The sequence below is a fragment of the Pseudomonas sp. DW-iso17 genome (assembly GCF_058725345.1).
This window is the reverse complement of record NZ_JBZXEA010000004.1, coordinates 91552-113136: the sequence shown is the minus strand read 5'-3', so window position 1 is coordinate 113136 and position 21585 is coordinate 91552. Positions and strand designations below refer to the sequence as shown.

Here is a 21585-nt window from a genome sequence, read left to right as displayed (position 1 = left end):
TTGTACCTAAGGCGTAGGCAGATACCCCGCCCCACGCCGGATGAGCTATACAATGCAACCACCCTGAGCAAAGGAAGCCGCCATGAACCACAGCACCTTCTGGCTGACCGCGAACGACCACACCCGTCTGTACGTCAACCAATGGCTGCCCGACGGGCCACCCAGGGCCGTGGTGATGATCTCCCATGGCATGGCCGAGCATGGCGGCCGCTATGCGCGCCTGGCGCAGGCATTGTGTGCAGCAGGCCTGGGTGTGTATGCGCTGGACCAGCGCGGGCATGGCCGCACTGCAGAGGCCGGCACTATTGGGCTATATGCTGAAACGGATGGCTGGAACAAAGTAGTGGGCGATCTGGCCAGCCTCAATCAGCACATCGGCCAACAGCATCCCGGGCTGCCGATCATCCTGCTGGGCCACAGCATGGGCAGCTATATCTCCCAGGCGTACTTGCTGCATCACAGTGCCAGCTTGCATGGCGCAATACTCAGCGGCTCGAATTTCCAGCCGGTGGCCCTCTACCGTGCAGCGCAAATCATCGCGCGCATCGAGCGAGCGCGCCAAGGCCTGCGAGGGCGCAGTGCGTTGATCGACTTCCTGTCGTTCGGCTCATTCAACAAAGCCTTCAAGCCCAACCGCACCAAATTCGACTGGCTCAGCCGCGACCCGGTTGAAGTGGATAACTACATCAACGACCCACTCTGTGGCTTTCGTTGCACCAATCAACTGTGGATCGACCTGCTGGGCGGCTTGCAGCAGATCAGCAAAGTCTCCAACCTGGCGCAGATCGATCCTGGCCTGCCGATCCTGGTGATGGGCGGCGATTGTGATCCGGTGAGTGAAGGCAAGCGTCTCAAGGACCTGGCCCACGCCCTGCGTGAAGCCGGTTGCCAGGACGTGCAATTGACGCTCTACCCGCAGGCGCGCCATGAAGTGTTCAACGAAACCAACCGCGATGAAGTCACCGCCGACCTGCTGGCCTGGCTCGACCAGGCGCTGGCGTTGCGCAGGCCCACCCGCTGCGAATAGTTTTTGCTTTAAAATCAGCCGATTAATTACCGTTAAGCCACAGGATGCACCTTGAGATGACCCAGGTAACCAACACCCCGTACGAAGCGCTTGAAGTGGGCCAGACTGCCAGCTTCAGCAAAACCGTCGAAGAGCGCGATATCCAGCTGTTCGCCGCCATGTCGGGTGACCACAACCCGGTGCACCTGGACGCTGAATACGCCAAGGCGACCATGTTCAAGGAGCGGATTGCCCACGGCATGTTCAGCGGTGCACTGATCAGCGCCGCGGTGGCCTGCGAGCTGCCTGGGCCGGGCACGATTTACATCGGCCAGCAGATGACCTTTCAGAAGCCGGTGAAGATCGGCGACACCCTGACCGTGCGCTTGGAAATCCTCGAGAAACTGCCGAAGTTTCGCGTGCGCATTGCCACTCGGGTGTTCAACCAGCGTGATGAGTTGGTGGTAGATGGCGAGGCAGAGATTCTGGCACCGCGTAAGCAGCAAGTCGTGACCTTGACCGAATTGCCGCCGATCAGCATTGGCTGACATTCACGCAGTACCAATGTGGGAGGGGGCTTGCCCCCCGATAGCGCAAGTCAAGTCACAGCTGCAGTGACTGATACTCCGCCATCGGGGGCAAGCCCCCTCCCACATTCTTCAGAACATTTCCAACAAAGGGCTTACGACTGAGCGCGAGCCTGGTTACGCAGGGCTTTTACCTGGTCGTGGTTGCGCTGTACACCGTGGTACTGACGCTCAACCAAGTCACGAATGCCCACCAGGTTGTGCTTGTTGATCTTCTCGATCGCTTCCTTGTAAGCCTTCAGTGCGTGGTCTTCACCGCGCTCGGCTTCGTTCAGTACGGCCTCTTCATCCTTGCCAGTGACCATCGACTTCACGTCGACCCAGCCACGGTGCAGGGCGCCGGCCATGCTGCCGGAATCCTCAGGATCGCCACCCAAGGCACGCACAGCCGTTTTCAGTTCTTCGGCAGCGGTACCGCAATCAACGGCACGCTTGGCAAACAGTGCCTTGAGTTCTGGATGCTTGATGTCTTCAGCGCATTCCTTGAAACCCTTTTGGCCGTCGATGCTGGTCTCGATCAGGTCGTTCAGTACGGAGATCGATTCTTTGTTGATATCAGTCATTTTTCAATTCCTTGTACGGGTTAGAAGGTTGCCTTGGTTATTGCAGCGCCCGTGCCAGGTTTTCAAAAATTATTTTTACGTTTTATTTCAATAAGTTACGAATTATTGAACCATCTGTATCTTGGTTATTTGCATGATCTGTCATTTGGCCTTCATGCAGAATGCCTGTATTTTCGAAAGCCTGGCCTCAACCCTGCGACGCTCATGAATCCCGAAAAACTCGAACTGCTCATCACCCGCCAAATGCCCTTCGGCAAATACAAAGGCCGGATCATTGCCGACTTGCCTGGGCCCTACCTGAATTGGTTCGCCCGCGAAGGTTTCCCCCACGGGGAGCTGGGCGGTTTGCTGGCCTTGATGCAGGAAATCGACCACAACGGTCTGTCCGAATTGCTTGAGCCACTGCGCGCCAAACACGGCAGACCCGCCCCCCGCCACTAGGAGACCCACCATGCCAAGGAATGCCGATAACGAAGCGCACTGGCAGGCCATCGCTCAGCGTTACGAGTGCGAGCCCGGCCCGATCAACCTGGAAAACGGCTACTTCGGGCGCATGAGCCGGGCGGTGCAGGCCCAGTACCTTGAGCACATCAGCTTTATCAACCGCAGCAACGCGGTGCATGTGCGCCAGCGCTTTGAGCAGGGTGAAAACAACGAGTTACGCCGCCAGTTGGCCGGGTTGATTGACGTCGACCCGGAGTCGGTCGCGTTTACCCGTAACGCCACCGAAGCCTTGCAGTCGCTGATCCGCAACTACAACCGCCTGCAACCGGGCGACCAAGTGCTGATCAGCGATCTGGAATACGACACGGTCAAAGGCGCCATGCGCTGGCTGGCAGCGACTCGCGGCGTGGAAGTGATAGAGGTGGCCCACACCCACCCGGCCAGTTTCGACAACCTGGTGCACACTTACCACGACGCCTTCGCGCAGTACCCGCGCCTGAAGCTCATGGCCTTGACCCATGTAACCCATCGCACCGGGCTGGTCATGCCGGTTGCGGCCATTGCCAAGGCCGCACGCGAACGCGCAATCGACGTGATCCTCGACGGCGCCCACGCCTTGGGCCAGGTCGAATTCAACCTGGCCGAACTGGGCATTCAGTTCGCAGGCTTCAACCTGCATAAATGGATCGGCGCACCGCTGACCCTGGGCTTTTTGTACATCGCACCGGAGCGCCTGGCCGATATCGACCCGGACATGGGTGAGTTCCACTACCCGACCACGGATGTACGAGCGCGTACGTCCTACAGCACGCCGAACTTCCCAGCACTAATGACCTTGCCCCTGGTGTTTGAAGAGCATCGGCAATTGGGTGGCGCCGCGGCCAAGGGCGCACGCGTCAATCACCTGCGCAACCTGTGGGTGAACCAGGTACGGCCGTTGGCGGGAATTGAAGTGCTGACTTCGGATGACCCACGACTGTATTGCGGGATCACCGCCTTCAAGTTCATCGGGCGTGATCAGCAGACGATGGCGGACAGGTTGCTCAAGGAGCACAGCCTGTTCACCACTAAGCGCACGGGGGCGGCGTTTGGCACCTGTATTCGGGTGACGCCCGGGTTGGTGACGTCAGCGGCGGACATCAATGCGCTGGTCCACGCAATCACCAGACTAAACACCGATTAAAATTGTGGGAGCTGGCTTGCCTGCGATAACGGTGTATCAGCCAAAGATGGGCTAACTGATAAATAGCTATCGCAGGCAAGCCAGCTCCCACCTTCAGAGCGGCGATGTGCTTGAGGTTTTTCTACAGGCAAAAAAAAGCGGCACACCGACCAAGTGCGCCGCAAAAATGCCGTTAAGCACAGCAACAACGATTCGATAAATCCGTTCAGTCCAGCAGCGCCAGCGCCTGGGCAGTGACTTCCTGGATACGCGCCCAGTCGCCGTTCTTGACCCACTCCGGATCCAGCATCCAGCTGCCCCCCACGCACATCACGTTTTTCAACGCCATGTAGCTCTTGATGTTGGCTGGGCCAACACCGCCAGTCGGGCAGAATTTGACTTCGCCGAATGGGCCGCCGAGCGCCTTGATGGCAGCAACACCACCGCTGACTTCAGCCGGGAACAGTTTGAAGCGGCGATAACCCAGGCCGTAGCCTTCCATGATGCCGGAGGCGTTGCTGATGCCCGGCAGCAGCGGGATCGGGCTGTGCACCGAGGCTTCCAGCAGGTCGCGGGTGATGCCAGGGGTGACGATAAATTGCGAGCCCGCCACTTCGGCCGCTTCGAGCATGTGACGATCGAGCACGGTACCGGCACCGGTGCACAGCTCAGGACGTTGCTCGCGCAAGACCTGAATGGCCTTGAGGCCGAACTCGGAACGCAGGGTCACTTCCAGCGCGGTCAAACCGCCAGCGGCCAGGGCGTCGGCCAACGGCAGGATGTCCTGTTCGCGGGCGATGGTGATCACCGGCAGGATCCGCGCCTTGGCGCAGAGGCTGTCGATCAAGGCAACTTTATCCGCCATGGACACGGTCGATTGGGGGCTTTTCATAGCGGCTGATCCTTGGCTCATGGGCACCAGTAAATCTCTAGAGTAGGTTGCAAAAACGCGCGAATCGGCATGGCAGCAACATCGTTGCTGGCCAGGGCGGCGCTCAAGGTGGTCAATTTCGAACTGCCGGAAATCGACAGCACGGTGTAGTTGGCCGTCGCCAACAGCGCGCGACTCATGGTCAGGCGCTGGTGCGGCACGGTCGGTGCCAGCATCGGCCAGCAACGGCGGGTACCGTCGGGCTTCAGGGCTTCAGCCAGGTTGGGACTGTTGGGGAACAGCGAGGCAGTGTGACCGTCATCGCCCATGCCCAGCACCAGCACATCAATGGCAGGCAGCTCGGCCAACAGGCGATCGGCCTGCTCGGCAGCGTCTTCAAGGTTGGCGGCAGGGCTGTACAGGCTCAAGAACTTCGCCTTGGCCGCCGGGCCTTGCAGCAAGTGTTGCTTCAACAGGCCGGCATTGCTGTCCGCGTGTTCGACCGGCACCCAGCGCTCATCGGCCAGGGTGATGATGACCTTGGACCAGTCCAGGCCCTGCTTGGCCAGGTTCTGGAAAAACGCCACGGGGCTGCGGCCACCGGACACCACCAACGTCGCCTCGCCACGGGCACTGATGGCCGCGCGCAGTTGTTCGGCCACGTCATTGGCAAGGCCATCGGCCAGCAGCGCAGGCGTACGGTACTCATGGGCAGTGACGCCCTGAGGCAGTTTCAATTCAGATATCGCCATACCACGACCTCCCATCCCGCGTAATCAGTGCAATGGAGCTCATCGGCCCCCAGGACCCCGCCGCATACGGCTTAGGCGCATCACCGGATTTTTTCCACCCGGCGATCAACTGGTCACACCACTTCCACGCGGCTTCGATTTCATCTTTGCGAACAAACAGGTTCTGATTGCCGCGCATCACTTCCAGCAACAATCGCTCGTAGGCATCGGGGATGCGTGCGCTGCGATAGGTGTCGGAAAAATTCAATTGCAGTGGCCCGCTGCGCAGTTGCATGCCTTTGTCCAGGCCCTGTTCCTTGGTCATCACACGCAGGGAAATACCTTCGTCCGGCTGCAGGCGGATGATCAGCTTGTTGCTGATCTGCAAGCGCTGCTCGGGGGCGAAGATATAGTGGGATGGTTCCTTGAAATGGATGACGATCTGCGACAGCTTTTGCGGCATGCGCTTGCCGGTACGCAGGTAGAACGGCACCCCGGCCCAACGCCAGTTGCGGATATCGGCACGCAGGGCGACGAAGGTTTCGGTGTCGCTCTGGGTGTTGGAATTGTCTTCTTCCAGGTAACCCGGCACGGCTTTACCAGCGCTGTAGCCGGCGATGTACTGGCCACGGACTACTTGGGTGGTCAGGCCTTCGGGGCTGATCGGCGCCAGGGCCTTGAGCACCTTGACCTTCTCGTCACGGATGCTGTCGGCGGACAGGTCGGCCGGCGGGTCCATGGCAATCAGGCACAGCAGCTGCAACAGGTGGTTCTGGATCATGTCGCGCAGCTGGCCGGCCTTGTCGAAGTAACCCCAACGGCCTTCGATGCCGACCTGCTCGGCCACGGTGATTTCCACGTGGGAGATGTAGTTCTGGTTCCACTGGGTTTCGAACAGGCTGTTGGCGAAACGCAGGGCAATCAGGTTCTGCACCGTCTCTTTGCCCAGGTAGTGGTCGATGCGGTAGGTGCGGTTTTCCGGGAAAAACTGCGCCACGGCGTCGTTGACCTTGCGCGATGACTCCAGGTCCGAACCGATGGGTTTTTCCAGCACTACGCGGGTATTTTCCGCCAGGCCAACCTTGGACAGGTTTTCGCAGATCGCGCCGTACACCGCCGCCGGGGTGGCGAAGTAGGCAATCAGGCGTTGATCGCTGCCGGCTTTTTCGGCCAGGGCAACGTAGTCGTCAGCCTTCATGAAGTCGACATGCACATACGAAAGGCGCGCGAGGAAACGCTGGGCCACGGCCTCGTCGAGTTCCTTGCCGACGTATTTACGCAATTCTTTTTCGATATGGGCCAGGTGTTGCTGCTCGGAGCCGGCTTCACGGGCCAGGGCCAGGATGCGTGTGTCGTCGTGCAGCAACCCGGCGCCATCGAGTTGATAAAGGGCAGGAAATAACTTGCGCAGCGCCAGATCACCCAAGGCGCCAAACAGGGCAAAGGTGCAGGGTTCCACGGTTATCGAAGGCATGATGTTTGTTCTTTTATCAAGTTAAGCTACAAATACCTTTTTTCAAGGCATCACTCAAGGAAAAATGTAGTAATAACCACAACATTTTCCCGAAATACGCATTGCGAGTGGTGGTGTTCAGCTACCCTCAGTAGGATAGGCCACCGCGAAAAGCCACTCATCGATTGGTTACCGCCTTTTTATTTGCATCGTCGCCCGAAGGAAAGACTGAATGGACCGCGTGCGAAATCTTCTGGAACAGATCCGGAACCGCCTCGAAGAATTGAACAAGGCCGAGCGCAAAGTCGCTGAAGTGATCCTGCTCAACCCGCAGCAGGCCACACGCTTCTCGATCGCCGCCCTCGCCCAGGCCGCCTCGGTCAGTGAACCGACGGTCAACCGCTTCTGCCGTTCGTTCGGTGTCAGCGGTTACCCTGAACTCAAATTGCAGTTGGCGCAAAGCCTGGCCAGTGGCGCCGCGTATGTCAGCCGCGCCGTGGAGGCCGATGATAACCCCGAGGCCTACACCCAGAAGATCTTTGGCAGCGCCATTGCCTCCTTGGACAGTGCCTGCCAGGCCCTGGACCCGGCGCTGATCAGCAAGGCCGTGGACTTGTTGATCCAGGCACGGCAGATCCACTTCTTTGGCCTCGGCGCTTCAGCCCCGGTGGCCATGGATGCGTTGCACAAGTTCTTCCGCTTCAACCTGGCAGTGACCGCCCACGCCGACGTGCTGATGCAACGCATGATCGCCTCGGTGGCGCACACCGGTGAGTTGTTCGTGATCATTTCCTACACCGGTCGTACCCGCGAACTGGTGGAAGTGGCGCGTATCGCTCGGGAAAACGGTGCGTCAGTGCTGGGCGTGACCGCCGAAAACTCGCCGCTGGCCAAAGCCAGTACGGTGAGCCTGAACATCCCGCTGCCGGAAGACACGGATATCTACATGCCGATGACTTCTCGGATTATCCAATTGACGGTATTGGACGTGTTGGCAACGGGTATGACCCTGCGTCGCGGAGTGGATTTCCAGCCGCATTTGCGCAAGATCAAAGAGAGCTTGAATGACAGCCGATATCCGGTGGGGGATGAATTCAACTAAATCCGTGTCAACTGATCGTTCCCACGCTCCGCGTGGGAATGCCTCACTGGACGCTCTGCGTCTGCCTTTAGCGTCGTGACGCGGAGCGTCATAGGCTGCATTTCCACGCGGAGCGTGGGAACGATCATGAATTCAACTAGCAGGCAGCTCTTCCAGCAGTACCGGCGCTATCGCAGGCAAGCCAGCTCCCACAGGGGAATGCATTCCAAAGGTGGGAGCTGGCTTGCCTGCGATAGCGCCATCAGCCACACCGCTAAACCCCTGCCCTGGCCTGCAAACTCAAATGCGCCCTCTCCCCCGGCGCCAGGCTCGCCGCCGCCATCGCCGCCTCCACACACACAAACCCCGACGCTTCGTTAAAGCTCACGCCCAACAGCGGCCGGCTGCCCGGGTGCCACACCACCGTGTCGGCGCTGTCGCCGGTGTCGATGCACAGTTCACGCTGCCAGGCGTGGTCCTTGAGCTGCAGTTCGCCCTCATGCTGGAACACCCGCTGGCATCCGCCATCGACCCGCAATTCGCCTTCCTGCTGGCAAACCTGGCGATTGAGCTGGTCATAACCCTGCGCCCCTTCGAGCCCAGACAGCGCTACCTCGTCAACGTGACCAATACGCCAGTAAGCGTGCAATGCATGGCTCAACTGGCACGGCAGCTCGTCGTGATGCTCGGTGCTCAGGCGCAGTTCCAGGGTTTCGCCCAAGTGTGCGTGCAAGTCCACCTGCCAGTCGCACAGCTGCAATTGCCAGTGCAGGCGCACGCCGTCATCGTCAGTGCTGCTGTCGAGCAGTTTCCAGTCGATCAAGCGGGCCCAACCGTGGGAAGGCCAGGCATTTTCGCTGGGGTGACGGCCATACCACGGCCAGCACACCGGTACGCCACCACGGATAGCCCCGACTTGCGGCCATTTGGCGGCACACCACAGCCACGGCTTTTGGCCGGTGGGTTGAAAGTGCAGCAATTGCGCACCCTGGCGACTGAACACCGCCTGGCACAGCGGATGGTCGATCACCAACACATCGCGCATCTGAAAGCGCTCCCAGGCGAACACCGGACGCTCGCGCAGGGATTTGAAAAAGCGTTGCAGCGGTTGCTCGTGCATGTGCCAGGTCCCGAATATCACAGTGCCACGCAAAAAAAAGCGGATAGCCATGGCTACCCGCAAATGCGCACAGAGAGAGGAGCTTATCGCAACAGCGTTAGAACGTAGACTGAATTTTCAGGCCCGCTACCAGCGCGTTGTCGACTTTATCCACGCCGCCAGGCTGGACAACGTACTGCAGGTTCGGACGCACAGTCAGCCAGTTGGTGACGTGGAAACCGTAGTTGAGTTCGACGTTGTACTCAGTCTCACGAATCGGCGTGTACAGCGGATTGTCGTAGTCGCTCACGCCCCTGGCGTCGTTGAGCAGCTCCGAGTTTTTCTTCACATCATTGTTGACATGCAGGCGAGCGACGCCAATGCCGACGTCATCTTTTGGACGCGCGTCGAATGGGCCTTTGTACACGAGCATCAACGACTGGTAGTTGTCGACCAGGTTGGTTTCCTTGTCATGGAAGGTCGCGTTGGCGGCAATGTTCAAACCACGGGAAGCGTCGCCGTTATGGGTGGTGAGTTGCTGTTGCGCAACGAACCAGTAGCCTTTCTTGCTGCTGCGGGTACGGAAGTCGGCGCCGCTGAGGACCGCATCGTTACCGTTGACGTCTTCACGTACATCCGGAGCATCGGCCGCACTTTTATAGAAACCCACACGGTATTCGCCCGGCAGGTTATTAACCTTCGGCGACCAGACCAATTCCACCGGAATCACGGTGCCCTTGGTACCACTGCCGCTGAGTTTGAAGCCGTTGCCGTGCTCCAGCTGCGACGGGTTCTGGTTGTAGGCACCGATTTGCGCATACAGCTCAGGCGTGATGTTGTATTTCACGCGGATAGCGGCCTGGGCGACCGGCCAGTTGTACCAGGTATTGACGTAGTTACCGACCTGGGAGCCGCAGAACGACAGGTTCTGGAAGTCGCAAGGGAAGGTGTTGAAGTCTTCGCCTTCACCGAAGTAACCGAGCTTCACGTCCAGCTTGTTGTCGAACATCTGGTGCTGAATCCAGAACTGGGTCAAACGCACCATGTGGCCACGGCCATACACTTCTTGCGAGGAACTCAAGGTGCCGGCACGCGGGTCGCCAATGCGGTCATTGGAGATGTTCTGGCCATTACGGTTGGTCAACTGGATCTTGGCCTGGGTGTTATCCCAGCCCCACAGTTTTTGCAGGTCCAGTGCCACGCCCAGTCCGAACTGGTCGGAGTAACGACCGGTCTTGTCGTCGTTGTAGCCGCCGTGGGCGTTGTAGCCCATCTCGCCCACGTAGTCGGCCTTGATGTCGATACCTTGCTCGATCAGCTTGGTACGCTCGCCGCCCCAATCGCCGGTCATCCACTTGGAATCAGCGCTGAATGCATCGGCCGCCATCGCATTGGCGGACAATACAAGGGCTGCTGCCGCTGACAGTTGGCAGATCAGCCGGGTGTTGTTGTGTTGCTTTTTCATCCCTACATCCTCGTCTTTATTGTTATTAAACTGTTTTTATCTAACGCGGGTTACATTTTTTAATTAAAACAATCACTTATCTTGCTTAACGGCCCTTGAACTGGGTCACATTGTCGGCATGCCCCTGTGCCGGCAATGAAGCCACTGCGCCCAACCGCTCACCGGTCTTGGCGTCAAACAGCAATACCTTGGCCGGGTCGAACTGCAAGGTCAGGGTCTCGCCCACTTGCGGTGCCACGTCCGGCGCCAAACGACAGCAGACCTTGGTGTCGTTGAGCTGCACAAACACCAGGGTGTCCGGGCCGGTCGGCTCGGTGACCTGGACTTCGGCACGAATGCTCGACGAGCCATTACCCTCGCCCGCTGCCAGCACGATCTGCTCCGGGCGCAGGCCCAGGATCACATCGCGGTCTTCCAGCCCGGCGTCATTCATGCCCAACGCCAACTCGCAACGGGCCTGGCCGCTGTCGAGCACCGCCACCAGATCACCGTTCTGGCGTTTTAGGCGCATGGGAACGAAGTTCATCGGTGGTGAACCGATAAAGCTTGCCACAAACAGGTTGGCAGGGTCGTTGTAAATTTCTTTTGGCGTGCCGAATTGCTGGATGATCCCGTCCTTCATCACCGCCACTTTGTCGCCCAGGGTCATCGCTTCGATCTGGTCGTGGGTCACGTAGACGGTGGTGGTTTTCAGACGCTGGTGCATCAGCTTCATTTCGGTACGCATCTCGACGCGCAGCTTGGCGTCGAGGTTAGACAGCGGTTCGTCGAACAGGTAGATCTTCGGCCGGCGCGCCAGGGCACGGCCCATGGCCACGCGCTGTTGCTGGCCACCGGACAACTGGCCCGGCTTGCGGTTGAGCAGGTGTTCGATCTGCAGCAACTTGGCCACGCGCGCCACTTCGGCGTCGATGTCGGCTTGCGGCATCTTGCGGATCTTGAGGCCGAACTCGATGTTCTCGCGCACGCTCATGGTCGGGTACAGCGCGTAGGACTGGAACACCATGGCGATGTCACGGTCCTTGGGGCTCATGCCGCTCACGTCTTGATCACCGATCATGATCGCGCCGCCGGTGATGGTCTCAAGGCCAGCGATGCAGTTCATCAGCGTGGATTTACCACAGCCCGACGGGCCGACCAGGATGAGGAACTCGCCTTCCTTGATCGACAGTTCGATGTTCTTCAAGGTGTCGGGCAGGCCGGCGCCATAGGTCTTGTTTACATTGCGAAGTTCAAGCGTAGCCATGATTACCCCTTGACCGCGCCAGCCGTAAGGCCGCGCACGAAATACTTGCCTGCGATCACATAGACCAGCAGGGTCGGCAGCCCGGCGATCATCGCCGCCGCCATATCCACGTTATATTCCTTGGCCCCGGTACTGGTGTTGACCAGGTTGTTCAGCGCCACCGTGATGGGCTGGGAGTCGCCACTGGAGAACACCACGCCGAACAGGAAGTCGTTCCAGATCTGGGTGAACTGCCAGATCAGGCAGACCATGATGATCGGCGTCGACATCGGCAGGATGATCCGGCGGAAGATGGTGAAGAACCCCGCTCCGTCCAGGCGTGCTGCCTTGATCAGCGCATCCGGGATGCTCACGTAGTAGTTACGGAAGAACAGCGTGGTGAACGCCAGGCCGTAGACCACGTGGATAAACACCAGGCCGGTGGTGGTGCTGGCCAGGCCCATCTTGCCGAGGGTGAACGACGCGGGCAGCAACACGGTCTGGAACGGCAGGAAGCAGCCGAACAGCAACAGGCCAAAGAACAGCTGCGAACCGCGGAAGCGCCAGAACGACAGCACGTAGCCGTTCAAGGCGCCGATAGCGGTAGAGATCAGCACAGCAGGAACGGTGATCTTGATCGAGTTCCAGAAGTAGCCATCCACGGTGGCCCAGGCTTTCACCCAGCCGATGCCGCTGACCACGGTGGGCCAGCTCAGCAGGTTACCGGTGCTGATGTCTTCCGGGGTCTTGAAGCTGGTGAGCAGCATCACCACCAGCGGCACCAGGTACAGCAGCACCGCCAGGATCAGCACCGCGTAGATCGCGATGCGGCTCAGGCTGATGGCAGGTTTGGCGGCGAGACTAGTCATTACGCTTGGTCCTCAGCTCGGAATACAGGTACGGCACGATGATCGCGAGGATCGCACCGAGCATCAGGATTGCACTGGCCGAGCCCATGCCCATCTGGCCGCGACTGAAGGTGAACGAGTACATGAACATCGCCGGCAGGTCGGACGAGTAGCCCGGGCCGCCTGCGGTCATTGCCGCCACCAGGTCGAAGCTCTTGATCGCAATGTGCGCCAGGATCATCACCGCACTGAAGAACACCGGACGCAGGCTGGGCAGCACCACGCTCCAGTAGATACGCGGCAGGCTCGCGCCGTCGATCTGCGCAGCGCGGATGATCGACTGATCAACACCGCGCAGGCCGGCGAGGAACATCGCCATGATAAAGCCGGAGGCTTGCCACACAGCGGCAATCACCAGGCAGTAGACCACGCGGTCCGGGTCGATCAGCCAATCGAGACGGAAGCCTTCCCAGCCCCAGTCCCGCAGGAGTTTGTCCAGGCCCATGCCCGGGTTGAGCAACCATTTCCAGGCGGTACCGGTGACGATCATGGAGAGCGCCATCGGGTACAGGTAAATGGTGCGGATAAAGCCTTCGCGGCGGATTTTCTGGTCGAGGAAAATCGCCAGCAGCACGCCGATCACCAGGGTGATACCGATGAACATGCCGCCGAACACGGCCAGGTTCTTGCTCGCCACCCACCAGCGGTCGTTGTCGAACAGCCGCTGATACTGCGCCAGGCCCGCCCATTTGTAGCTGGGCAGGAAGGTCGAGGTGGTGAACGACAGCACGAACGTCCACAGGATGTAGCCATAAAAGCCCACCAGCACGATGAACATGCTCGGCGCCAGCACCAGTTTAGGGAGCCAGCGCTGCAGCACATCGAATGGCGAGGCCTTGCTGAACACAGCAACAGAACTCATGGGAAAATCCAGTACAGGGAAAAAGGACTACAAGGTGAGTCTCTTGTCGAACGCGGTTTGTGTGGGAGCTGGCTTGTCGAATCGTCGCACCGCTGCGATGGCATCACCTCGGTGTAACCGGCACACCAAGTTGCCTGCATCGCGGGCAAGCCCGGCTCCCACAAAAATCCGCTACCAAGTCTTACTTGGCTGACTTGATCGCAGCACCCAGCTTCTTGGCGGTATCGGCCGGGTCGGCTTTCGGGTCGTTGATGAAGTTGGTCACGACATCAAAGAACGCACCCTGTACCGCCAGGGTCGTGGCCATGTTGTGCGCCATGCTTGGCTGCAGGCCGCCAGTCTTTGCGTCGGCCAGGAAGTCTTTGGCGGCGGTCTGGGCGCAGGAATCAAAGCCGTAGGATTCCATCTTGGTCAGCATGTCGTTACGCACAGGGATCGAGCCCTTGTTGATGCTGAACACCTTCTGGAAGTTTTCACCCAGCACGACTTTGGCGATGTCCTGCTGGCCCGCGGCAGTGCCTTTGTCTTTCTGCTTGAACACCGCCAGGGAGTCGATGTTGTAGGTGAAGGCTTTATCAGTGCCCGGGAACGCTACGCACTCATAATCCTTGCCGGCGACTTTCTTGGCCGCAGTCCATTCGGACTTGGCCCAGTCACCCATGATCTGCATGCCGGCCTTGCCGTTGATGACCTTGCCAGCCTCCAGGTTCCAGTCCTGGCCCTTGCCGTCGACGTCCATGTAGGTCGCGACTTTCTTCAGTTCAGTGAGGGCCTTGACCATTTCCGGGCCGGTCAATGCGCCGTTATCCAGGTCGACCAGGGCTTTCTTGTAGCCATCGGCGCCCATCACCGAGAGCACCACCGCTTCGAACACGGTGCTGTCCTGCCAAGGCTGGCCGCCGTGGGCGAGCGCAATGAAGCCTGCAGCCTTGAGCTTGTCGCCCGCTGCATAGAATTCTTCGAGGGTGGTTGGGTTCTTGGTGATGCCGGCTTTCTTGAAGACTTCCGGGTTGATCCACAGCCAGTTCACGCGGTGGATATTCACCGGCACTGCCACGTAGTCACCGTCGTATTTCACGGTGTCGGAGACTTTTTTGTCGAGCAGCGAATCCCATTTTTCTTCTTTGGCGACGTCTTTGAGCACGTCGGTGTCGAGCAGGCCAGTCGACGCCCATTCCTGGATGTCGGGGCCTTTGATCTGGGCAACTCCTGGCGGGTTACCAGCAACCGCGCGGCTTTTGAGCACGGTCATGGCAGTGGCGCCACCGCCGCCTGCTACAGCACCGTCTTTCCAGGTAAAGCCGTCTTTCTCAACTTGGGCCTTCAGGACATCCACAGCCGCTTTTTCACCGCCCGAGGTCCACCAATGCACCACTTCCACCGTACCTTTGGAGTCGGCGGCAAATGCACTGAGGGGGAACAACGAGGCAATGGAAATAGCGACGGCGAGGCGATTAATCGCGTTCATCTGAGTACCTTTTCTTGTTGTTATGCATGCAAGTCTAGAGCTTGCGCTGCACGGAGTTTAAACATGGATTTTCAGGGCGCAGGTAACAAAGGGACGCACAAATGTCACCACTTGGTGACATAGCATCCGCCGCCCAATGCACTGGCCAAGCTGGGTGCCAAGGGCAGTGCAGGCAGCACTACCGCTTGCCAGGCATGGTACAGGTCAGGTTTACCGCCCCAGATATTACTGCTGGGTTGGTTGTGCGGGCTGAGTTCGTGGTGCCAACTGCCCTGGAGCCGGTCGATGAAGTGGGTTTCGCAAAACTCCCAGAAACGTCGGTACCAGGTTTCGTAATGCAGCTCACCGGTACGTTTGAGCAGCGCCTGAGCAGCGGCGCTGGCTTCGGCATGGGTCCAGTGCAGGCGCTCGCGTACTACCGGGCGTTGGTTCCAATCCAAAGTGTAGACAAGGCCCGGCGCACCATCCACCGCCCAGGCGTACTCGCAGGCACTGGCGAACAGGCCTTTGGCGTCGCTCACCAGCCAGTCCGGCGTGGCCAGCTTGGCCTCAAGGCGCGCAGCTTCCAGGTGCAGCAGCAACCGCGCCCATTCAAAACCATGGCCTGGGGTGATGCCGTAAGGGCGAAAGCCATCGGAAGGGTTGTCTTGGTTGTAACCGAGCAACGGCTTCCAGTGCGTATCGAAATGTTCGATGACCATGAACTGGTTGCCAGCGGCATGAGTATGGATCACCCGTTCAACGATGCGCAGCGCACGGTCCAGCCAACGTGTATCACCACTGACATCGGCCAATGCCAGGAAAGCTTCGGTGGCGTGCATGTTGCTGTTGGCGCCACGGTAGGCTTCGACGCCGCTCCAGTCTCGGGCAAAGGATTCGAGCATGACGCCCTCCTCTTCGCTCCAGAAGAACTGGTCGATGATATGGACGGCGTCGTTCATTAATGTGCGCGCACCCGGCGCGCCGGCCACTACGGCAGAGCTGGCGGCAAGGGCCACGAAGGCGTGCAGGTAGGCGGCCTTGCCGGTGTTGCCATCAGCCGCCTGGGGAGCGGCGAACCAGCCCCCGTGCTCACTGTCACGCAGCGGGCCGCTGAGCGCTGCCACACCGTGCGCCACCAGCTCGGCATAACCCGGCAACCCCATGGCATGGGCCATGGCAAAGCTGTGGGTCATGCGCGCGGTGTTCATGGTTTCGGCGCGGGCAGTGGCCGGCAACTGGCCTTTATCGTCGAGGTTGCCGAAACCGTCCGGCAGGCGCGATGCCTTGGCGAACGCCAACAGGCGCTGGCCTTCTGCGGCGAGCCAAGCGTGATGGGCAGGTGCATTCAGCCAACTGCTGGCAGGCAGTGGATGGGTGGTCATGGGTGGCCCTTATTGTTTTTTTGGGATGACCGGAGTCTAAACAAGGGCGCGGGATGGGCAAGTAACGAAGGGGAGAAGAAATGTCACCGAGCGGTGACAATCCATATAGGAGCGAGCTTGTTCGCTCCTACAGAGGACGATTTCGCGTTCATTGACCCAGTGGTGTGGCCGCAGCAGGCGCATTGAGACGCTGATTCAAGTTCTGCACCTGGCTCTGCAAGGTGGTGATATTGCGCGTGGTCTGGATGCGGAACACGTCGAATTCCTTGTTGGTCGGCGCGTCGATATTGGCCGGCTGGTTTTCCTGAGCGCTCTTGAGCACCAGCAAGTCCTGCTCGAGACGGGCGATGGCCGCGCTAGGGTTGCCTTGTTTCTTCAAGGCCGCCACATCGGTGACCAGACCCTTGGTCTCGGCCTGTGCTGCCGTGAGGCTGGCGACAGCGTCAGTAAGGGCCTGCACCTGGCCTTGCAGCTTGGTATTGGCCGCTGTCAGTTCGGCGGTGCTGGCACTCATCTGGGCCAGGCGGCTGTCCAGTTCGGTGGCTTGACCCGCGACGCCCAACTGTTGCTTGCCCTGTTCCTGCAACTGGGCTTCCAGTTGCTTGATCTGCAGCTTCAACGCTTCGCTGCCGTTGTTCACATTGGCTTCGCTGGCCACGACCTTGCCGGAAATCGCCTGCAGGCGCCCCGCCGCTTCCTCGCTGATGCGGGCAAAGCTTTCCTGGGTGGCAACCAACTGCTGGCCCATCAGGGAGATCTGCTGGAAGCTCCACCAAGCCAGGCCTGCAAACGCAATCAACAGCGCGCCGACCAGTGCCCACAACGGGCCAGTGCTGGCGCTCTTGACCTTGACCACAGGCGTCGTTCGCGAACGCACCGACGTCGCAGGGGTCGGCACGAAATCATCGTCATCCCCAAGGTCGGCCCGCAGGCTGGGAACGTTGTCGAAGTCGTCTTTAGCATCGTTACGCATGAATCTACCCTGAATCAATGAGATGGCTGGCTGCAAAGCCGAGCGGCAGGAGTATAAACCGCACTCCCGGCGCATGGATCGACTCGGAACCTGGAATTGGGTTCCCGAAGTGTTGCTGCTTATGAGCTTATTGGCGGCCCGGGTCCTGGGCTTTCCACCAGCTGCAGAACTCGTCGAGCGCGGCCCACAGGCTGATTTTGGGCTCGTAGTCGAGATAATGCCTGGCGCGGCTGATGTCGAGGGTGAAATCTTTGTTCATCACCTGCATGCCCAGGCGCGACAACGCCGGTTCCGGCCGCCCCGGCCACATCGCGCAGAAGGCTTCATTCAGGGCCGCCACGCTGTAGGCCACACCGTAGGAGCGGTAACGGGTCACCTGGGGCAGCTCCATTTGCCGCATCACGTAGTTCACCACATCCCAGATCGGCACCGGTGCGCCGTTGCTGATGTTGTAGGCTTTTCCCAGGGCCGAGCCAGTGGCGAGCAAACTGCTGAGCAGCGCCTCGTTAAGGTTATGCACGCTGGTGAAGTCGACTTTGTTCAAGCCGTCGCCGACGATCGCCAGGCGGTTCTTGCGCTGCATTTTCAGCAGGCGCGGGAAGATGCTCATATCGCCGGCCCCGGTAACAAATCGTGGGCGCAGGGCTATCACTTCCAGGCCGAACTCTTGGGCGCCAAAGACCTTCTGCTCAGCCAGGTATTTGGTGGCGGCATAGGGATGCTTGAAACGCTTGGGCACTTGTTCTTCGGTGAGCCCCAGATGGTCGCGACCGTCAAAGTAGATCGACGGCGACGACAGGTGCACCAGGCGCCCGACGCGCTGTTTCAGGCAGGCCTCGACGACGTTTTCGGTGACCAGCACATTGTTCTGGTGGAAGTCCTGGTACTTGCCCCACAGCCCGACGGCGCCGGCGCAATGCACCACGGCTTCGACATCGCGGCACAGGTCGCGCACCAGGTCGGCATCATTCAAGTCACCCTGGATAAACTCGGCACCGCGCCGTACCAGGTGCTCCACACCCTCGGCGCGCCGCCCGTTGACCCGCACGTCCAGGCCTTGTTCAAGGGCGAAGCGCGCAAAGCGCCCGCCAATGAAGCCGCTTGCGCCGGTGACCAGAATTTTCATGTCGTACTCCGTGTTCTTTCGTTTTTCATCGCTCTTGCCTTGACGCGCGCCATCACTCCAACGGCACCAACCAATGACCACACACATCGGCCAGATGGTCGGTCAGCAAGCCCAACAGTTGCCCGCCACTGCGCCAATGATGCCAGTACAGCGGCACATCGATGGGCTTATCTGGCAATAACTCGACCAGCACGCCGGTTTCCAACTGGTCACGCACTTGCAATTCAGGCACCAGGCCCCAGCCCAGGCCGGCTTCTGTCAGGCGGATAAAGCCTTCGGATGACGGGCATAGATGGTGTTCGAAACCACCGTCCACTCCCAGGGACGCCAGGTAGCGGTGCTGCAGGAAATCATCCGGGCCGAACACCAGCGCAGGCGTGCGCGCCAATTGGTCAGCCCGCACGCCCCCAGGAAAATGCCGCGCCAGAAAGGCCGGGCTGGCCAGGGCCCGATAACGCATGGCGCCCAGCAACAGGCTGCGGGCACCGGCCACGGGACGCTCGCTGGCGCAAATGCAGGCCGCCACTTCACCGGCGCGCATGCGCTTGAGGCCCACGGTCTGGTCTTCGACCACCAGGTCCAGCAGCAAATGCTGTTCGGCGCAGAAGTCGCTGACCGCCTCGGCCCACCAAGTGGCGAGGCTGTCGGCATTCAGGGCAATGCGCAGACGCTCGGGCATGCCCTCCTCGTCCAGGGCCGGCACCTGGCTTTGCAGGTCACGCTCCAGCAAGCGCACCTGTTGCACATGGTTGAGCAAGCGCCGGCCGATATCGGTGGGCGTCGGCGGCGAGGCGCGTATCAACACCGGCTGGCCAATACGCGCTTCCAATAGCTTGATGCGTTGAGAGATGGCTGACTGCGACAGCCCCAGCACCTGGGCACCGCGCTCAAAGCCGGCTTGTTCCACCACCGCCGCCAGGGCAGAAAGCAATTTATAGTCGAACATCAGTTTCTCTAATGAGCGATCAGCAATATTGGTTTTTCTTATACAGGCTCTCCCGTGAAAATGACCAGCATTGCTTCCCCACTTAAGGAAACCTCACATGGCTGGCGAAACCGCCCTGACCACTTTATTGCGCAGCATGAGCCCGCAGTTGAATGACGGCGACTATGTGTTCTGCACCCTTCCCGACAACCGTATCCCTGCGGGCTGCGAGGTCATCGGCAGTTTTCGTGAACAGGAAGGGCTGACGGTGATTGTCGAACGACAACAGGCCGAACAGGCTGGGTTGAGCTTCGACTATCTCGCCGCCTGGATCACCCTGAATGTGCATTCCGCCCTTGAAGCCGTGGGCCTGACCGCCGCCTTCGCCAGCGCGCTGGGCCAAGCCGGTATCAGTTGCAACGTGATCGCCGGCTACTACCACGACCACCTGTTCGTCGGCCGCGCCGATGCCCAGCGGGCCATGGACGTATTGCGGCAATTGGCAGCGAACGCGGAGTAAACCCTATGTGGCAAAGCTATGTGAACGGATTGCTGGTCGCTCTCGGCCTGATCATGGCGATCGGCACCCAAAATGCCTTTGTATTGGCACAAAGCCTGCGCCGCGAACATCATTTACCGGTGGCGGCGCTGTGCATCGTGTGCGATGCGATTTTAGTAGCCGCCGGGGTATTCGGGCTGGCCACCGTGCTGGCGCAAAGCCCGATACTGCTGGCGGTGGCACGCTGGGGCGGCGCAGCGTTCTTGCTTTGGTACGGCGCATGCGCGCTACGCAGGGCCTGCTCGAAACAGAGCCTGGACCAAAGCGACAGCCTCAAGACACGCTCAATGCGCGCCGTGCTGCTGAGCGCCTTGGCAGTCACCTTGCTCAACCCCCATGTCTACCTGGACACCGTCCTGCTGATCGGCTCCCTGGGCGCGCAACAAACCGAACCGGGTGCTTATGTAGCCGGAGCAGCCAGTGCCTCGTTCCTGTGGTTCTCCACCCTGGCGCTGGGCGCGGCATGGCTGGCACCCTGGTTGGCACGTCCGGCCACCTGGCGCCTGCTGGACCTGCTGGTCGCAGGAATGATGTTCTGGGTGGCCTATCAACTGATCAGCGCCTGAGCAATATTCCAAAACGCTCTGGAACCTCTATCCCACACAGTTGTTGCGTGGTTATGCCGCACCCCCGGTGCTATGATCGGACCCCTGCGCCGCAAAGAGTACAAACTCCCCGGCGCATGTTTGGCCGCCCGTGATCGGCCTTGCGCTCACCGCAACTGACCTGATTAGGAGAATCATCATGGCTTTCGAATTGCCGCCGCTGCCCTACGCACACGATGCCCTGCAGCCGCACATCTCCAAGGAAACCTTGGAGTACCACCACGACAAGCACCACAACACCTATGTCGTGAACCTGAACAACCTGGTGCCTGGCACCGAGTTCGAAGGCAAGACCCTGGAAGAGATCGTCAAGTCTTCCTCGGGCGGTATCTTCAACAACGCCGCTCAGGTCTGGAACCACACCTTCTACTGGAACTGCCTGGCGCCAAACGCCGGCGGTCAACCAACCGGCGCGCTGGCTGAAGCCATCAACGCTGCGTTCGGTTCGTTCGACAAGTTCAAGGAAGAGTTCACCAAGACTTCGGTTGGCACCTTCGGTTCCGGTTGGGGCTGGCTGGTGAAAAAGGCTGACGGTTCCCTGGCCCTGGCCAGCACCATCGGCGCCGGCAACCCGCTGACCAACGGCGACACCCCGCTGCTGACCTGCGACGTGTGGGAACACGCCTACTACATCGACTACCGCAACGTGCGTCCAAAGTATGTGGAAGCGTTCTGGAACCTGGTCAACTGGAAGTTCGTGGCTGAGCAGTTCGAAGGCAAGGCCTTCACTGCCTAAGCGATGGTTGCAGTAGGAAAAGCCCGGCGATTGCCGGGCTTTTTTTTGGGCGACGAGTGTGGATCGGCCGAAAAAATGGAACTCATTGAGACGAACCGGCCACGTAGTCGAAGAGAGGAATACACCTCTCGTCCAACGCAGGAGAGTCAACTATGGAACCAGTTTCGATGATGGCCGCCGCCGGCGCCGCCGCCTCGGTGGCACTGCCCATTGCAGGAAAAGCGGCCGAGATGGGAATGGATCTACTCAAGGACGTGATTGACCGTGTCACGGACGGAGCCCAAGGCGGCCAACTGGGCGTGGATCCACAGTCATCTGCCCCACCACAGATTAATTTTTAATCAAGCAACCACTTGGCCCCCCGCAAGGCAA

The 21585-nt window shown here is 59.8% G+C and carries 23 protein-coding genes; 9 read left to right on the top strand and 14 right to left on the bottom strand.

Features of this window, described 5'->3' with window-relative positions:
• The first annotated feature begins 82 nt into the window (after positions 1 to 82).
• Both AC4PS6_RS04075 and AC4PS6_RS04070 read left to right on the top strand, forming a co-directional pair.
• Positions 83 to 1027, top strand: coding sequence for an alpha/beta hydrolase (locus AC4PS6_RS04075; protein WP_032902770.1), 945 nt, complete (start codon positions 83 to 85; stop codon positions 1025 to 1027).
• 56 nt (positions 1028 to 1083) lie between these two features.
• Positions 1084 to 1554, top strand: coding sequence for a MaoC family dehydratase (locus AC4PS6_RS04070; protein ID WP_003193747.1), 471 nt, complete (start codon positions 1084 to 1086; stop codon positions 1552 to 1554).
• Between the two features lie 134 nt (positions 1555 to 1688).
• Here AC4PS6_RS04070 and AC4PS6_RS04065 read toward each other — a convergent pair whose 3' ends face one another.
• Positions 1689 to 2156, bottom strand: coding sequence for a ferritin-like domain-containing protein (locus AC4PS6_RS04065; RefSeq protein WP_020303130.1), 468 nt, complete (start codon positions 2154 to 2156; stop codon positions 1689 to 1691).
• A gap of 204 nt (positions 2157 to 2360) precedes the next feature.
• Between AC4PS6_RS04065 and AC4PS6_RS04060 the strand changes: the two genes are divergently transcribed.
• Both AC4PS6_RS04060 and AC4PS6_RS04055 read left to right on the top strand, forming a co-directional pair.
• A complete protein-coding gene (locus AC4PS6_RS04060; protein ID WP_003193750.1) occupies positions 2361 to 2597 on the top strand; it encodes a DUF3820 family protein in 237 nt (78 codons plus the stop codon).
• 10 nt (positions 2598 to 2607) lie between these two features.
• The gene (locus tag AC4PS6_RS04055; RefSeq protein ID WP_492180700.1) at positions 2608 to 3783 is read left to right on the top strand and encodes an aminotransferase class V-fold PLP-dependent enzyme; all 1176 of its coding nucleotides are present in this window, start codon (positions 2608 to 2610) and stop codon (positions 3781 to 3783) included.
• Between the two features lie 205 nt (positions 3784 to 3988).
• Here the strand turns inward: AC4PS6_RS04055 and AC4PS6_RS04050 are convergent, their stop codons facing one another.
• From AC4PS6_RS04050 to zwf, 3 genes are read right to left on the bottom strand one after another with little or no spacing between them, the layout of a single operon-like run.
• On the bottom strand, positions 3989 to 4654 hold the full coding sequence (locus AC4PS6_RS04050) for a bifunctional 4-hydroxy-2-oxoglutarate aldolase/2-dehydro-3-deoxy-phosphogluconate aldolase (RefSeq protein WP_019819350.1): 666 nt from the start codon (positions 4652 to 4654) through the stop codon (positions 3989 to 3991).
• Between the two features lie 17 nt (positions 4655 to 4671).
• Positions 4672 to 5385: a 6-phosphogluconolactonase gene (gene pgl, locus AC4PS6_RS04045; protein WP_032902768.1), complete on the bottom strand. Its 714-nt coding sequence runs from the start codon at positions 5383 to 5385 to the stop codon at positions 4672 to 4674.
• The gene (zwf, locus tag AC4PS6_RS04040; RefSeq protein ID WP_014719663.1) at positions 5372 to 6838 is read right to left on the bottom strand and encodes a glucose-6-phosphate dehydrogenase; all 1467 of its coding nucleotides are present in this window, start codon (positions 6836 to 6838) and stop codon (positions 5372 to 5374) included. The genes pgl and zwf overlap by 14 nt, the downstream gene beginning before the upstream one ends.
• A 220-nt stretch (positions 6839 to 7058) precedes the next feature.
• Here zwf and AC4PS6_RS04035 point away from each other — a divergent pair, with 220 nt between their 5' ends.
• Complete coding sequence (locus AC4PS6_RS04035; RefSeq protein WP_169856377.1) at positions 7059 to 7919, top strand: MurR/RpiR family transcriptional regulator; 861 nt, start codon at positions 7059 to 7061, stop codon at positions 7917 to 7919.
• 253 nt (positions 7920 to 8172) lie between these two features.
• Here AC4PS6_RS04035 and AC4PS6_RS04030 read toward each other — a convergent pair whose 3' ends face one another.
• From AC4PS6_RS04030 to AC4PS6_RS03985, 10 genes are all read right to left on the bottom strand, one after another.
• The gene (locus tag AC4PS6_RS04030; protein WP_014719664.1) at positions 8173 to 9018 is read right to left on the bottom strand and encodes a D-hexose-6-phosphate mutarotase; all 846 of its coding nucleotides are present in this window, start codon (positions 9016 to 9018) and stop codon (positions 8173 to 8175) included.
• Positions 9019 to 9115: 97 nt separating this feature from the next.
• Positions 9116 to 10462, bottom strand: a complete 1347-nt coding sequence (locus AC4PS6_RS04025; RefSeq protein ID WP_003193760.1) for a carbohydrate porin — start codon at positions 10460 to 10462, stop codon at positions 9116 to 9118.
• Positions 10463 to 10547: 85 nt separating this feature from the next.
• Entirely contained in the window at positions 10548 to 11708 is a 1161-nt protein-coding gene (locus AC4PS6_RS04020; protein WP_014719666.1) for an ABC transporter ATP-binding protein, read from the bottom strand.
• A gap of 2 nt (positions 11709 to 11710) precedes the next feature.
• Positions 11711 to 12556 (bottom strand): carbohydrate ABC transporter permease, encoded by an 846-nt coding sequence (locus AC4PS6_RS04015; protein WP_003193763.1) that lies wholly within the window; start codon positions 12554 to 12556, stop codon positions 11711 to 11713.
• Complete coding sequence (locus AC4PS6_RS04010; RefSeq protein WP_003193765.1) at positions 12549 to 13457, bottom strand: carbohydrate ABC transporter permease; 909 nt, start codon at positions 13455 to 13457, stop codon at positions 12549 to 12551. Before AC4PS6_RS04010 ends, AC4PS6_RS04015 begins: the two co-directional genes overlap by 8 nt.
• 181 nt (positions 13458 to 13638) lie before the next feature.
• Positions 13639 to 14925, bottom strand: a complete 1287-nt coding sequence (locus tag AC4PS6_RS04005; RefSeq protein ID WP_003193767.1) for an ABC transporter substrate-binding protein — start codon at positions 14923 to 14925, stop codon at positions 13639 to 13641.
• A 104-nt stretch (positions 14926 to 15029) separates the two neighbouring features.
• Positions 15030 to 16289, bottom strand: coding sequence for a D-mannose isomerase (locus AC4PS6_RS04000; RefSeq protein ID WP_014719667.1), 1260 nt, complete (start codon positions 16287 to 16289; stop codon positions 15030 to 15032).
• Between the two features lie 148 nt (positions 16290 to 16437).
• Entirely contained in the window at positions 16438 to 17262 is an 825-nt protein-coding gene (locus AC4PS6_RS03995; RefSeq protein ID WP_020303134.1) for a coiled-coil domain-containing protein, read from the bottom strand.
• 127 nt (positions 17263 to 17389) lie between these two features.
• Entirely contained in the window at positions 17390 to 18388 is a 999-nt protein-coding gene (locus AC4PS6_RS03990) for an NAD-dependent epimerase/dehydratase family protein (protein WP_014719669.1), read from the bottom strand.
• A gap of 52 nt (positions 18389 to 18440) precedes the next feature.
• Positions 18441 to 19334: a LysR family transcriptional regulator ArgP gene (locus AC4PS6_RS03985; RefSeq protein WP_003193773.1), complete on the bottom strand. Its 894-nt coding sequence runs from the start codon at positions 19332 to 19334 to the stop codon at positions 18441 to 18443.
• A 97-nt stretch (positions 19335 to 19431) separates the two neighbouring features.
• Here AC4PS6_RS03985 and AC4PS6_RS03980 point away from each other — a divergent pair, with 97 nt between their 5' ends.
• From AC4PS6_RS03980 to AC4PS6_RS03965, 4 genes are all read left to right on the top strand, one after another.
• Complete coding sequence (locus AC4PS6_RS03980) at positions 19432 to 19833, top strand: ACT domain-containing protein (RefSeq protein ID WP_014719670.1); 402 nt, start codon at positions 19432 to 19434, stop codon at positions 19831 to 19833.
• A gap of 5 nt (positions 19834 to 19838) precedes the next feature.
• A complete protein-coding gene (locus AC4PS6_RS03975; RefSeq protein WP_020303135.1) occupies positions 19839 to 20438 on the top strand; it encodes a LysE/ArgO family amino acid transporter in 600 nt (199 codons plus the stop codon).
• A 178-nt stretch (positions 20439 to 20616) separates the two neighbouring features.
• Positions 20617 to 21213, top strand: coding sequence for a superoxide dismutase (locus tag AC4PS6_RS03970; RefSeq protein WP_014719672.1), 597 nt, complete (start codon positions 20617 to 20619; stop codon positions 21211 to 21213).
• A gap of 152 nt (positions 21214 to 21365) precedes the next feature.
• Complete coding sequence (locus AC4PS6_RS03965) at positions 21366 to 21554, top strand: hypothetical protein (RefSeq protein WP_336827240.1); 189 nt, start codon at positions 21366 to 21368, stop codon at positions 21552 to 21554.
• The last annotated feature ends 31 nt before the right edge of the window (positions 21555 to 21585 follow it).

Excerpts from the sequence above, each read along its gene's own strand:
- AC4PS6_RS03965 (WP_336827240.1), top strand. The coding sequence starts at position 21,366 with ATGGAACCAGTTTCGATGATGGCCGCCGCCGGCGCCGCCGCCTCGGTG.
- AC4PS6_RS03985 (WP_003193773.1), bottom strand. The coding sequence starts at position 19,334 with ATGTTCGACTATAAATTGCTTTCTGCCCTGGCGGCGGTGGTGGAACAA.
- AC4PS6_RS03970 (WP_014719672.1), top strand. The coding sequence starts at position 20,617 with ATGGCTTTCGAATTGCCGCCGCTGCCCTACGCACACGATGCCCTGCAG.
- AC4PS6_RS04005 (WP_003193767.1), bottom strand. The coding sequence starts at position 14,925 with ATGAACGCGATTAATCGCCTCGCCGTCGCTATTTCCATTGCCTCGTTG.
- AC4PS6_RS03975 (WP_020303135.1), top strand. The coding sequence starts at position 19,839 with ATGTGGCAAAGCTATGTGAACGGATTGCTGGTCGCTCTCGGCCTGATC.
- zwf (WP_014719663.1), bottom strand. The coding sequence starts at position 6,838 with ATGCCTTCGATAACCGTGGAACCCTGCACCTTTGCCCTGTTTGGCGCC.
- pgl (WP_032902768.1), bottom strand. The coding sequence starts at position 5,385 with ATGGCGATATCTGAATTGAAACTGCCTCAGGGCGTCACTGCCCATGAG.
- AC4PS6_RS04025 (WP_003193760.1), bottom strand. The coding sequence starts at position 10,462 with ATGAAAAAGCAACACAACAACACCCGGCTGATCTGCCAACTGTCAGCG.
- AC4PS6_RS04030 (WP_014719664.1), bottom strand. The coding sequence starts at position 9,018 with ATGCACGAGCAACCGCTGCAACGCTTTTTCAAATCCCTGCGCGAGCGT.
- AC4PS6_RS04010 (WP_003193765.1), bottom strand. The coding sequence starts at position 13,457 with ATGAGTTCTGTTGCTGTGTTCAGCAAGGCCTCGCCATTCGATGTGCTG.
- AC4PS6_RS04075 (WP_032902770.1), top strand. The coding sequence starts at position 83 with ATGAACCACAGCACCTTCTGGCTGACCGCGAACGACCACACCCGTCTG.
- AC4PS6_RS04020 (WP_014719666.1), bottom strand. The coding sequence starts at position 11,708 with ATGGCTACGCTTGAACTTCGCAATGTAAACAAGACCTATGGCGCCGGC.
- AC4PS6_RS04055 (WP_492180700.1), top strand. The coding sequence starts at position 2,608 with ATGCCAAGGAATGCCGATAACGAAGCGCACTGGCAGGCCATCGCTCAG.
- AC4PS6_RS03990 (WP_014719669.1), bottom strand. The coding sequence starts at position 18,388 with ATGAAAATTCTGGTCACCGGCGCAAGCGGCTTCATTGGCGGGCGCTTT.
- AC4PS6_RS03995 (WP_020303134.1), bottom strand. The coding sequence starts at position 17,262 with ATGCGTAACGATGCTAAAGACGACTTCGACAACGTTCCCAGCCTGCGG.
- AC4PS6_RS04060 (WP_003193750.1), top strand. The coding sequence starts at position 2,361 with ATGAATCCCGAAAAACTCGAACTGCTCATCACCCGCCAAATGCCCTTC.
- AC4PS6_RS04050 (WP_019819350.1), bottom strand. The coding sequence starts at position 4,654 with ATGAAAAGCCCCCAATCGACCGTGTCCATGGCGGATAAAGTTGCCTTG.
- AC4PS6_RS03980 (WP_014719670.1), top strand. The coding sequence starts at position 19,432 with ATGGCTGGCGAAACCGCCCTGACCACTTTATTGCGCAGCATGAGCCCG.
- AC4PS6_RS04015 (WP_003193763.1), bottom strand. The coding sequence starts at position 12,556 with ATGACTAGTCTCGCCGCCAAACCTGCCATCAGCCTGAGCCGCATCGCG.
- AC4PS6_RS04065 (WP_020303130.1), bottom strand. The coding sequence starts at position 2,156 with ATGACTGATATCAACAAAGAATCGATCTCCGTACTGAACGACCTGATC.
- AC4PS6_RS04070 (WP_003193747.1), top strand. The coding sequence starts at position 1,084 with ATGACCCAGGTAACCAACACCCCGTACGAAGCGCTTGAAGTGGGCCAG.
- AC4PS6_RS04000 (WP_014719667.1), bottom strand. The coding sequence starts at position 16,289 with ATGACCACCCATCCACTGCCTGCCAGCAGTTGGCTGAATGCACCTGCC.